The 13,542-nt window shown below is 42.0% G+C and carries 5 protein-coding genes; 3 read left to right on the top strand and 2 right to left on the bottom strand.

Annotated elements, in window-relative coordinates; genetic code table 11:
• Positions 1-281: 281 nt before the first annotated feature.
• Positions 282-7,877: a pullulanase gene (locus PGLA_RS21315; protein ID WP_068536794.1), complete on the bottom strand. Its 7,596-nt coding sequence runs from the start codon at positions 7,875-7,877 to the stop codon at positions 282-284.
• A gap of 456 nt (positions 7,878-8,333) precedes the next feature.
• Here PGLA_RS21315 and PGLA_RS21320 point away from each other — a divergent pair, with 456 nt between their 5' ends.
• The 3 genes from PGLA_RS21320 to PGLA_RS21330 are packed head-to-tail and all read left to right on the top strand — an operon-like array spanning position 8,334 to position 13,146.
• Complete coding sequence (locus PGLA_RS21320; RefSeq protein WP_068536797.1) at positions 8,334-9,437, top strand: ArsR/SmtB family transcription factor; 1,104 nt, start codon at positions 8,334-8,336, stop codon at positions 9,435-9,437.
• Positions 9,438-9,487: 50 nt separating this feature from the next.
• Positions 9,488-11,329, top strand: a complete 1,842-nt coding sequence (locus tag PGLA_RS21325) for an ABC transporter ATP-binding protein (RefSeq protein WP_068536799.1) — start codon at positions 9,488-9,490, stop codon at positions 11,327-11,329.
• Positions 11,326-13,146: an ABC transporter ATP-binding protein gene (locus PGLA_RS21330; protein ID WP_068536802.1), complete on the top strand. Its 1,821-nt coding sequence runs from the start codon at positions 11,326-11,328 to the stop codon at positions 13,144-13,146. The genes PGLA_RS21325 and PGLA_RS21330 overlap by 4 nt, the downstream gene beginning before the upstream one ends.
• Before the next feature lie 92 nt (positions 13,147-13,238).
• Here the strand turns inward: PGLA_RS21330 and PGLA_RS21335 are convergent, their stop codons facing one another.
• Positions 13,239-13,424: a hypothetical protein gene (locus tag PGLA_RS21335; protein WP_068536806.1), complete on the bottom strand. Its 186-nt coding sequence runs from the start codon at positions 13,422-13,424 to the stop codon at positions 13,239-13,241.
• Positions 13,425-13,542 lie beyond the last annotated feature (118 nt).

Consider the following 13,542-nt stretch of genomic DNA (forward strand, 5'->3'; position numbering starts at 1 on the left):
CCTCAGATACAACGCTTTTTGGGGAACGTATCACAACGTCAGCGTAGTTTACTTTCATTATTATAAATTGGCAACCTCGATCGTAGTAGTCATAAACGTCAACTCGAGAGTATGACAAACGTCATGTTTGCTGGTAATAAATCACAATGTTTAAATTCACATGTAGCCTATTCCTCCGTATTATTTCAGATTAACTAAACGATTACATTATATCCAACCACAACATCAATAACCTCCCCAGCTCGAATTGAGCATGAGGAGGTTGGTTCTTGACCCTTGTTTTACTGAATTTTATGGAGTAAATTCACAATAGCTTGAGCGCTTTCTGCACGGCTCGTGTTGGACTTCGGAACGAATTCTTTCTTGCTGTGTCCATTCATTAATCCAAGCGATGTAACCGCTCGAACCTCTTCAACAGCCCAAGAACTAATCTGCTGTTCGTCAATGAATGCAGACGCCGAACTATTAGGTACAGCTGATGCTTCGTTGTTCAACTGATAGGCACGCAGGATCATCATAGCCATTTCTTCTCGTGTAATGGTTGCTTGTGGTGCGAATGTGGACTCATTCTTACCCTTCACCAATCCATTGTGGTACGCAGTCGAAACCGCGGAAGCATACCAAGAACTACTATCGACATCTGTGAAGGACACGCTACCTGCATCCTTTAAGCTTAAAGTCCGAACGAGCATAGCTGCGAACTCAGCACGAGTCAACTTTTGGTCTGGATTAAATGTACTGTCCGTCGCGCCTTCTACCACATGCTTAGCTGCGAGTTCCATGATAGCAACTTGAGCCCAGTGACCTTGTACATCTGCAAACAATTTATTATATTCTATTACTACATACTTACCTGAATGGTTCACGTTCGCTTTAAGTTTACCATTCTCCCAATAGCCACCAACATACTCGACCTTTCCATCGTCCGAAACGGAGTACACACCAAGGAGTTTCTTATCTGCTGATGGATCAACAGTAAAGGCTACCGTTATTGCTGATGAGAAAGACTCTGTTTTCACTTCTTTTCCATCCTTCATTTTGAGCGATAGGTCGAAATCAAACATCTTACTTGCTAATTTCAGCTGCGTTGTCGAGTTATCTGATTTCCCGATAAGGGATTTTGCTGAAGCTTGGGTCACTTCATCCATCTTAAAGGAGATGACAGCGCCCTCAGATTGGCTAGCCGGAATCAACTCCTGAGTGACCTTCAATAACGATGAAGGAAGTTGAACCGAGAAATCGCCTTTATTGATTTCAATTGGATTGGCTCCCACAAGTTCTGCTGCTTTCAACGGTAGCAGAACACCATTCTCTTTCGCTGCGAGATCAATGGAAATTTTCTCTTTTCCTTTTCTCAATAATTCTTCACTCACGATCTTCTGCGTCTGGGTAGCACTATTGCTATTGCTATAGTTACTACTACTGTTACTATTGTCGGTTCCAGGTCCTACTCCAGTTCCAGTATCTCCCGGTACTGCTACAAGAATAACGGTTCCACCTTCATTCATCCCTGGAAGACTAAAGCTTACTTTCTGATCGTTCGTTACGTTATAAATCTTGCCGCTGTACTCGTCTTTCACTTGAATTCCTTTCTCAAACGGCACACAAATTGTAACGTCTTTAGTAGCTGTTCTTGTGTTAATGACTGTAACAACATTCTGGCTATCCACATTTTTGCTAAATGCCAGGTATCCTCCTTCATTAGAAGCAGCAAGTGATGTCCGTGTTCCTTTGGAGAACAATTTGGAATACTTAGCACGGATAGTCAACAACTTCTGGTAATGATCATGTAATGCTTTTTCCGTATCTAATTGATTCCACGGCATATCTGAACGGTTTTCGCTGAACTCCCCTTTACTCATATCACCCGCATTGTTTCCGGAACGACCTAATTCTTCACCGTAGTAAATAACAGGCTGCCCTTTAGAAGTAATTTGTAGCGCTGCAGCGATCTTCAGCTTGCCTTTATCTCCTTTTACGTAATCGTTCAAGAAACCATTCTCATCATGACTACTTAGGAACTGTCCCATAGTTCTTGTGTTATCCATTTGTGCTTCTCGGTTAGCTAAGTATGCTTCTACCGATTCTATCTTTCCATCGGCAAAGTCTCTTGCATTCTCTTTGAAGCTGAAATCAAGAAGACTGTCCATTTGACCACTTTGGAGCGTACCTCCGTCACTGCCTACGCTTGCACCAAAGTATTCTCCAATCATTTTGAAATCGGGATCAATCGTAGTCAATGCATTCTTGAATGCTTTCCATGTCGTGTCATCCACATGTTTGACTGTATCTACGCGGAAATAATCAATCGTATCTCCACGATCTGTTCTAGCCCGATCTAACCAGCCTGCCTGCCAATCAATCAGTTGCTTTCGAACGTCACGATCTTCTGTTTTTAAATCAGGAAGTTGTGCTAATTCTCCCTTAATTGGATCTTCCTCTGATGACATGCCATCTGTTCTCAGCATGTTAGCGAAACGATCCTTATCAGCCTGTGTGATACCAGGTCTAGCGTCATTTTCTTTAAGACCGTAGCCCGTATGATTCAAGACTACGTCTACCATAATCTTAATCCCTTTATCATGAGCTGTATCAATGAGCTCTTTGAACGTTGCTAGATCGCCAAGATGTTCGTCGATCTTCGTGAAGTCCTTAGCCCAATACCCATGATAACCATACTGTTTACTATTGAAATCAAGACCTTTGTTGAAATCGATATTGTCTACGATCGGTGTAATCCATAATGTATTTATACCCAACTGTTGCATATAATCCAACTTATCAATAAGACCTCTAAAGTCACCACCATGGTAAGCTTCGAGATGCGTTTTATCGACATCTTGATTGTTCGTTGGATCACCATCCTTATAACGATCCGTTAAAGCGAAGTAAATGCGGGCTTCGTCCCAATCGAAATCGAGTTTGCCTGTGTACGTTCTCGCCTTAATTTCTATGGTTGCTCGATGTGTATGCTTGTTACCGAATTGATCCACCAAAGTAATTGGAATGTTCTTCAGTCCGGTAGCAATGGAATCCTTTACACCAAAGGTTTGTTCCATAAGATCCGTATCGATCTTCACTTTTGAAGGTCCACCCAATGCCGTAAGATCCATATAGGCTTCCTTGTAGGTCGTCGATTGATCATTTGAAGAAACTTTCAGTTTCAATACAGCATTCTCCTTAGACGAGATTACCGTTGGATTGATGGTCGATTGAATTTTGACCACAGGGATGTAGTATTCCACGACCGATTTACCGTTAACCGTATTGTGCGGATCTGTAACTTCAATCGTTTTTCCATCATTCGTTATCAAGAATGTGTATTCATAAGTACCATTCTTCACGTTACTTAATGTATAACTAAACCATTCCTTCGTTCGATCGTAAGTCATAGCATATTCCGTACCGTTGACTTTCACTTTTGCATTCGTGATTTTGGTCATTTGACCGCTTTCATAAAGAGCATCGTCTCTATACATAAACGTAATGTTTCCATCATTCAGAACGGGTCCCCTGATGCTTGGCAATATATCAAGTTCTTGGACCATACTCGTCACATTAACTTTGGTAAACATAGCTCCAGGTGTCACCGGAATAGTGCGATCATCCGGAAAATCCTGTTTGGCAGTGTTCCAATCTGTCCCTTTGCGAAGAACAAAGCCGACGCCCATCGCTTGAGGTCCAATTTCAATCATCACAGACGCCACACCGTTCTCTACCTTTTCAAAATTAATCTGGTCATTCTTCACACCCGTGTTCCATACCCAAAGATTCCAATCTTTGTAATCCTTATCTGGACGGATGTAATTGAATTGGACGTAACGCTTGTCGTTAACGGGTTCCGTCGTAACGGTAACCGTTATGTTTGTTGTCTTGCCGCCATAAGTGACTTTAATCGTTGCAGTGCCTTTAGCGACTGCCTTTACTAAGCCTTTTGCCGTCACGGTAGCCACTTGCATGTCACTTGAACCGTAAGTAGCTTGATTCGTTACCGTTCTCTGGCTGCCATCATCGTATTTCGCATTTATGGCTGTTTGATGACTTTTACCTACTTCTAGAGCGTATTTGGTTGTGTCGGGTTCTAACGATCTAACTACTGCTGCTGCAGTATCTTGTTGGATAATAACTGCAGTTAAAGGATTAAGAGTAATCGAATCCGCCTTTAGTACAAATCCAGATTTCGTAGAAACCTCATTGAGTCCTGCTTCATCATTATCTACTAGAACCTTACCAGTCGTTAAATCTTCATCCAACGTCATGGTTCTCTCCTTACTGTCTGCATTCACAAATACATAATAATGACCCGTTCCATCTGTTGCTTTGTTCTTGTAACCCATAATAAGATCCCTTGATTGAACCTCTGGCGCTGAGATCAAAGTGATATTAGAGTCTACTAGTGACTTATCACCTAGTCTAAACGCATCCGTTGATTTTCTTAATGCTATCAATCCTGTTGTATATTCTCTAGTTGTATTGTTCACAGGATATTGCATTTCGTTCGTTGCTTTCTCCCAATCAAACTTGTTAATTGCATCGGAAGAGTCATAGGAGTCATGTACGAAATAACCAAACACACCACCTGCCTCATCTGCTAATTCATGATATTTCTGTTCTGGCTTTCCTGCTGCTTTCCACTGCTTGGTTCGCCCATATTCCTGTCCTGCATGGAGAAAGGCAGTCCCTTGGGACGTCAGTATTAACAGATTTCCAATTCGTATCCGCTTATGGATCTCCAGATCATTCGCCGCTATGGAAGGATCTTTCTTAATCGACTGAGCAATAATATCATACAACGGCAGGTTGTCATGGGCTTCGATATATTGCACCATGTCACCCGGGTCATCATCAGCCGTATTACTTGGCTGCGCTTTGATATTGTTGAGGATCACGTTGATGTCGCGCGCGCCACCCGTGATAAATCTTGGCTCTCCTTCATTACCAAAACCGGATTTCAATTCGTTTCTTATCTCATCGGAGAACACGCCCACACTGTCGGTTTTATCCATCCAGTCCTGGTCTGCCCCTTTACCTGCTAACGAAGGATCTGCCGCGGCTCCACCAAAGGTTCTCCACCCTTCGCCTATAAATAATGCTTTAGGATTGATTGCTTCTGCTGCATCATAGGCATTCTGTACAGCATCATAGGTTGCATCGCCCATCATATCCCAGCGCATTCCATCAATTTTGTATTCGTCAAACCAATATTTAACAGAGTCTACCATCAATTTCTCTGCCATCTTATGATTCGTTGCTAGATTGTTACCGAAGCCACCAATGTTGTTTCCATTTGCATCTTGAAATGCATAGTAGTTAGGGACGATATCATTCAATAAACTTGCTTGAGCCATATGGGTATATACAACATCTAAGACTACACCCATACCGGCATCATGGATCGCATCAATCATCGCTTTCAATTCTTTAATTCTGAGTTCCGGATCTGTAGGATCTTCTGAATAAGCACCATCCGGTGAGAAATAGTTGTGTGGATCATAACCCCAGTTGTATTCATTGTCTCGAGCTGAATAATCCAGTTCTCTTTCCTTCATCAAACTTTCATCCCCGTAGTACCACGCCATTACAGGTAGTAATTGAATGTGCGTAACACCAAGAGATTGAAGGTAATCCAGCTTACTTTTGAAAGCATCGAAAGACCCCCACGTTGCATTATTCAAATCATTCTCAATCGTTGGGTCTGATGTAAAGTCTCTCACATGGATCTCCCAAATGATTGCATCCTCTCTATTCTCATAGCCCTTAATATCGGCATAATCAAAACCTGCTGGATCCGTTCCACTTAAGTCCACGATAGCGGCCTTTCCTACAGCATCTCTGTCAGGACCCACTTCTCCTTTGGTGTTCACTCTGAATTCCGCCATAGATTTAGCGTATGGATCAAGTACCTGTTTCGTTTCACCATTATTCGTTACTTCATATTGATAGTAATAACCTTTGAGATCCGTAACATTGGCTCCTATCAGATCACCTGGGGCAACCCCAGCAGTCCATACGCCCTTGTCTCCTTTAACTAAGTTAGCACTACCCATCAACTGTGTAGAATCATCTTTGTTGTACACATTCGCAATAACAGAACTTGCCTTAGGTGCCCATAGTTTAAATGTTACACTCCCTGCCTTATATGTTGCTCCGAGATCATCACCCTCGTAGTTGTACATTTCATCGAGCATTTTCCAACCGGTGATAGCGGTTACATTTCTTCCTGAATAAGTGATACTTAACGGGGTATTCTCCAATTCAAACGGGCTTGTATTCACTTCAACCGTTCTTGAACTCGTGATTTGAACATTCTTCACCGTTACGATATCACCGTTCTTGTCCGTAATGCTCAATCCACTTTTCACAGCTGACGCTTCTAACCCTTCGGTCATCGTGAAACCTAATAGAACTTTACTTTCAGATAATACTTCTGCGGACAATAACCCCGTAGCTACTTCTCCGTAAGGAGACACATATACGGTATCATCACCTTGTTTAATCCAAATTTGCTTGTATCGATCGAGGAGATTAAAGGTTTTATCTCCACCGTCTTTATTGCCGCTTGTTTTATTCAGAGCAATCATGCCGATTTTCTTCGCACCCTCAATAAGCGGTACATCAATATATGCGCCATAACGATCCGTTTTATCTGCTGTAAAAGACGTTGCCCCCGCCGGCCATGAGCCCACTGTTTCCGATTTCACAGCAACGTCATTAAACAACCAAAGACCAAATGCGCTGTGATTGTGGTCTTGCCTTACATAATGGATACGTACTGTATTTGCCGGAAGATCTACAGGTTCAAACATGGAGATCGCATCCGATCCCCGTTGGATCCATACTTCATTTACTTTCGCTGAATCCAATTTAGCAACTTTATCTCCGCCATCTTTATTACCAGTTGTTCGATTTACGACAATAAAACCAACTTCCTTTGCATTTGTTATGAGTGGAACGTCAATATATACGCCATAACTATCCACTTTCTCTGCAGTGAAAGGCGTTGCATCCGTTGACCAAACCTTTGATGGCATCACAACATCTTTGAACAACCATAACCCAAGACCAGCTGCTTCATCCGCATCTTGGTTGTAGTGAATTCGTAGATGGCCTGACGGCACTTCACTAGATGGTTCTTCAGGTTCAACTGGCACAACAAAATCAGCTGTTACATTATGATCTATTGCATTGTAATTAAATGTGACTGGAAGTTCTTGAGAAAGACTCAATAGCTTATTACCACTAGTTGGATAAGCAGGATCATCCCATGTTGAACCTAGAACAATTTTATATTCATAGTCATCCCCGTATACGACCTTTGTGACCGAGTACACATTATCAAAGTCGTCATCCGTCATCATGGCACTGGCACTTTGCTGTGACCAGTCTGTTCCATCTCCAATTTCAGTCTGCAAATTCCCAACTACCCGAGGGAGCTTATCCATAGCAAGTGGAGTATAATACGTTGAATCTGCAATTTTGTGGGTAGCGTCGTTGTAGTAGAAAGCCACTTGCGTATCTTGAAGTAATGTAATGCGGATGTCACCCTTATGATTCACCCCAGCTTGGTTTGTATAATTGTCAAATCCATAACTAATGCCCCCCGCTCCGCCTATGGCAATTTTATAATCATAAGTACCTGCGGGTAAATCACCCGTAAACTGATAGTTTCCGTCACCCATATCGATCATTTCAGTAGCTGAATTCGCTGGGTCCCAATCGCCACTCGCCCCCAATTCACTCTGTAAGCTACCTACCAACACGACTTTAGTTGGAGCGGATGCACCCACTTGTGAGGGATAGAACCCAATACTAGAAATAATAAGAATAAGTATCATAAAGATGGACAACATTTGCTTTCTTCTAAAAGTTGACTTCATTTGGGTAACACTCCTTCATATAAAATTCAACAAAAAAATGCAAACGATTGCACAAAATGATAGTATCCCTCCTTTTATAATTTCCGTCAGTAAGACCCTATATTGATGATATTCATTCCCCTTCATGAGAATTCCAATTGAGGTGTTAAACGGAACCATACGCCAATAAATGAAACCGTTTGCATTCATATTATAACGCTTTTATCCAACCGTCAATTTATAAATTTGAAGAATTAGCCTTTTCGTCTTTGAACCTGAATAGGCGACATCCACTCTTGTATAATCCCTGAAATTTCGTTGTTTTTTTTTTAAGAAGGAATAATTACAATTATGATTTGATTTTTATCTTTACAAAAATTAGTTTGTGGTTTATTTTAACATTAAGTAAAGTTTAAATGTTATATAATAACATCTAATATTTAATGGAAATGAAAATATTACACTTAGGAGGTCATTATGAAGGATTTATTGAATACAAATATCAGTTTTGCTTATAACGAGGCTTTAGAAATGATTATCTCCATGGGGATGATTGCATGTAAAGGACAGCTGCTCGCACTGGCAGAGGATTACAAACTTGAGCTAGACCCTCTTGCTTTGACCTTTCATAATGATGCACAAGCCAGATTGTCACCTCATACACTTCGAGAGCTTCAGTTTTTTTTCCAATATCACTTTTTACATAAAGGACTTGATTTCGCATTCTATGAATCCATCTGTTCCTTAACGAAACCACAGTCCGCCGAAGAATGGATTAATATGTTAGAACAGAGTCCTGCTGAACATGTCGTAGTACAAATGGTCTACGGCGTATATTGGGATCAAATGGAGGAGTTTCTACAAGGACAAGAATGGGAAACTGTAAAAATCGATCTTCGATTATTGACTGAGCTCGTGACAGATACGACACCACAACCAGAACTTATAAATGCTCATGCCCCTTTACTCGAATGTCTAGCCCACCCAGAAGAGACGAAACTACGGTATATGCAACTCATACGGCTGTTCTACCGCGATGCCTTTGTACTCTGGAAAGACCGCTTCAGGGAGGAGTCTGAGCAAGCTTCACTGATTTACAAAGAATATTTCCATGCCAATCCCGTGCGATTCATACAAGAATTCAACAAAGTCGAACCTGCTGTTTATGACATACCTACAACCTTTCATATTAGTTTCATATCACAAATAGGTAACCATCACATATCCATTAATACCGGAACCGCTTGGATATCATGGGTTATCTTTGGTATACATAACAATCGCGTATTCGGACCCGCTGCCGATCGAGAGAAGACAGAGTTGTTCTTAAAGGCATTCTCAGACAAAAGACGTCTCGACTTTATATTACTGCTTCAAGAACGCCCTCACTACGGACAGGAATTAGCGAAAAAGCTCGGCATAACGCCAGCCGCAGTCAATTATCATGCCAACTTCTTATTCTTCTTAAATTTACTTGAAATGAAAAGGGAAGATCATCGCATGTATTACCATCTTAATATCGATATATTGCGAGAGTTGTTGGCTGTAACCACTAGAGTTATGCTCGGTGAGGATTACTAACAATATAGATTAATAGTAATGAATCTAATTGATCATAAGGAGGATGTTACTTGAGCGGAGCAACGAACGGAGAGGCTATCCATAACCGAACCATACCGGCACCTTCTAGCACTTTGAAACGTCTAATGAAGCTTGGCAAGCCTTACTTGGGTAGGTATATTATATTGTGCATTCTCGCGGCTGTCGTCTCACTTGCGACTGTTGCCTTAGCTGAGTCTTTACGTCGTATTATCAATGCCGCCACCAATCAGGATATGTCAGCATTGACGTCTAGTCTCATATTTGGGGCCGTAGTCGTTATCGTGGATGCATGCGCTAACTTTCTCAGGACCTATTTATCAGGGGTGCTTGAATTCAAGTCAACCGCTACACTTCAAGCCTCCATTCTCTCTAAGTTATTGAAGGTACAAATGAAGGATCTAGACCGCTATCATTCTGCTGATCTCATCAGCCGTATGAATGATTCTGCCGTTGTTGCCCAACAAGGTATCAATCAAAAAACAATCGAGTTACTGACCAATCTGATGCAGCTCACCTTCCTCCTTACGTACTTATTGTCTCTCCAATATGTATTAACTTTGGGGGTTATGATTATCTGTTCATTAGTCCCTCTAATCATGCTACCTTTTACCTCTCGTCTACGCTCCATGCATGAGCGAAGACAACAAGTAGAGTCAACACAACAAGTATTCATTCAAGATACTGTACAAGGTGCTGAAGTCGTTCGGGCCTTCTCACTTTCTCCCACACTTCATGCACAATTTGCACAACGTGTTAAACAATATTTCAAAATTCATCTTCCGATTTCTCGCATAGAAGCAGTAGGTTATAACATGCCCCTTGCCGTTATCCTTGGTGGCTTGCTATACGTTCTTTCCTTTGGCGGTTACCTCGTCATTGATGGTCGCCTTGATGTAGGAGCTGTCGCAGCATTTCTCTTTTGTTTCGAGCAAATCACGACCCCTGTATCTCGCATTGCAAATCTATGGACTGAATTTCAGGCTTCCTTAGCACAAGGTACTCGATTGTTTGAAGTCCTAGATTTGCAGGAAGAAGGCATTGACCGGGAATCTAATCTTAATAAGGATCATAAAGATATGTCCGTATCCTCTAATCAAGTTGTTAGTAGCACTCATGCTATCACATTCGAGCGAGTCGGATTCCGCTACGGTTCTGATCAAGTATTGACTGACGTATCCCTTTCGATCGAACCTGGGAAAGTAACAGCATTTGCAGGTCCCAGTGGTAGTGGCAAAAGCACAATTCTTAATTTACTACTTGCCGTTTATGAACCCTATGAAGGCATCATAAGTAACGGCGATGTACGTTTAAGCACCATTCATCCTCGAGTCTGGCGTAAAGGTATCGCCTACGTATCTCAAGAACCGTATCTGTTCTCTGGTACGCTGTACGAGAATATCGCATGGGGGAGTTCAGAGGCCACTCGTGAAGACATTATTAAAGCTGCACAAAGTGCAGGTATTCATGAATTCATCATGCGAACGCCTTTACAATACGAGACCTTCATCGGTGAACGTGGACTTACTTTGTCCGGAGGAGAACGACAACGGTTATCCATCGCAAGAGCGTTTGTCAGAAAGCCTACGCTATTGCTTCTCGATGAACCTACAGCAGCACTTGATAGCCACAATGAAGGGCTTGTTCAACAAGCTCTTCAACAACTTATGTACGGTCGAACTACTGTAGTTATCGCTCACAGATTATCAACGATTAGAGATGCAGATCGAATCTATTATTTGGAGGCCGGTTCTATTATTGAAGAGGGTACACACCACGAGTTAATGACCTCAGATGGTAAATATCGAGCCATGGTTGAGACAACCTTTAAGAAAGATAATGTCTCTGCTGCCGCTATGGAGGTCAAAGCATGAAAGCAAATAGTCCTTCCAATCATACGTTCCCATACATTCTACGTAAATTAATGTCTTATGCAGTACCTTACCGTATCGGATTTATTCTTGCCATCCTTCTTTTGTCCGCCAAACTTGTTATGGACATTGGTTTCGCAGTCGTTCAACAAGTCTTCATTGATACGATTAATAGCTCGAGCATGGACTCTCTTATGCGTGCGACATTCATTTGTGCAACCGTCTCTGCCATTATTATCTGTTGTCTCATGGTACAATATTACTTCCGATTCGTTGTGCAGAGTCGTATGTCTTGGGATATCCGTGCCAAACTTTTTGACAAGAGTCAACGCATCCCCTTCCGTCAGGTCCAAACGATGCATTCGGGAGATCTTACCTCACGCATTAATAAGGATGCAGGTATGGCCATCGGTATGGTAAATAGCATCGTATACGATCTGGGGTACAATCTTCTTCTCTGCTTTGTTTCGTTTATATATCTTGCCCAAATGGACGTATGGATCGCGCTTCTGGCTCTAGGTTCGGGACCTATTGTATTTCTTTCTGGCCGATTCTTTGATCGAAAGCTACGTAAATTATCCACTGAGATTTATAAGAAAGAAGCAGAACTTCGTAGTCTTTTACAAGAAACATTACAGGGAATGAAAGTGGTACGGGCGTTCGCCCTAGAAGATACTCTTCTGAATCGATATGTACTTGAACGTGAAAAGTTGAACCAATTGCAACGAAAAAGGACAATTCTGAATGGACTTTTGTGGCAATCATCGGCCTTCGTCAATAATCTGATCATGGTTGCATGTGCTGGTTTGATTGCTATGTCTGCTATGAGAGGAGGAACCACAACTGGTGAAGTTCTAGCATTTATCATATTAATGGGACGTGTACAGTGGCCCTTTGTTCACATGTCTCAGACATGGGGAGGGGTACAAGAAGCTTTAGGTGCAGCTGATCGTGTATTCGATATACTCGAAATACCCAATGAAGGGAAAGGCGGGCTTTCGCCAGAACCTACCACGTTCCCGCTAGCTTCAGCTGGAATCTTTGCCTTGTCCTTAGAGAATGTCCATTATAAACACCCCTCTGTTGATGGAAGTGAATCATCCCTTTTTTCCGGAATCCATTTAAATGTTTCTCCTGGGGAGACCATCGCTGTTGTGGGGCCTAGCGGTTCAGGGAAGACGACACTTGTTCGGTTATGCTGTGGGCTCTATGAACCGGATATTGGCACCATCTCCATTTACGGCAAATCTGTTCAAGATCAACTCGAAGAAACACGCGCAATGATTACGTATGTACCTCAGAACCCTTATCTATTCTCGGGAACCATACGGGACAACATAGCCTTCAGCGCAAGTGATACGACCGATGAAGATATTCAAGAAGCAGCCCGACTAGCAGGCGCAGAAGAGTTTATTTCAAAAATGCCTGCAGGCTTCGACACGTTATTAGGTGAACATGGATCGACCTTATCCGGTGGACAAAGACAACGTATAGCCATTGCGAGAGCCTTCCTTCGTAACGCTCCACTTCTTCTTTTGGATGAGGCTACCTCCGCTTTGGATAACGAATCCGAACGGATTGTTCAGCAATCCCTTGATTTACTTATGAAGGATCGCACAACGTTGGTCATCGCGCACAGATTATCCACGGTGCGGGAAGCTTCTAGAATTATTGTATTAGATCAAGGTGCTATCGTCGAGGAGGGTTCTCATGAAGTTCTGTTAGAGATGAATGGACTGTACGCCGAATTATACAACATTCAGTTTAGTACTTCAGAAGCTGAAGTTAAAGATGATGTACAATCTATGCTCCCTGTATAAAAGTTAAATTAATAAACGAACCAAATAAACGGTAGCCAAGAACAACCTTGGCCTACCGTTTATCAACGTCTATATACATTTCTTGAATTCAATTACACCATGATAAACTCACATGAATCTCTTAAATACTCATTACCATCAATTCGAACAGCTTCCGCTGTAAAAGATTCCACTCTACCAATGATGGCTAGCTCTTGCTTAATCCACACTTCTATATTTCTTTGAAAGGTTACCGATCTTTGGAAATCGGTATCTAGCGTACAACTTTTTCTGATCATGACCATGCTCCCATTCTTATGGAAAACTCCGCGATTTGAAATGAATTCTTACAAGTAGTATATCATAATAAGACAAAACCCCTTCTATCATCTTGAAGGGGTCCGCTTAACGTTATAT

This window comes from Paenibacillus glacialis (assembly GCF_001637205.1).
Taxonomy (GTDB): Bacteria; Bacillota; Bacilli; order Paenibacillales; family Paenibacillaceae; genus Paenibacillus_AQ; species Paenibacillus_AQ glacialis.

Excerpts from the sequence above, each read along its gene's own strand:
- PGLA_RS21315 (WP_068536794.1), bottom strand. The coding sequence starts at position 7,877 with ATGAAGTCAACTTTTAGAAGAAAGCAAATGTTGTCCATCTTTATGATA.
- PGLA_RS21330 (WP_068536802.1), top strand. The coding sequence starts at position 11,326 with ATGAAAGCAAATAGTCCTTCCAATCATACGTTCCCATACATTCTACGT.
- PGLA_RS21335 (WP_068536806.1), bottom strand. The coding sequence starts at position 13,424 with ATGATCAGAAAAAGTTGTACGCTAGATACCGATTTCCAAAGATCGGTA.
- PGLA_RS21320 (WP_068536797.1), top strand. The coding sequence starts at position 8,334 with ATGAAGGATTTATTGAATACAAATATCAGTTTTGCTTATAACGAGGCT.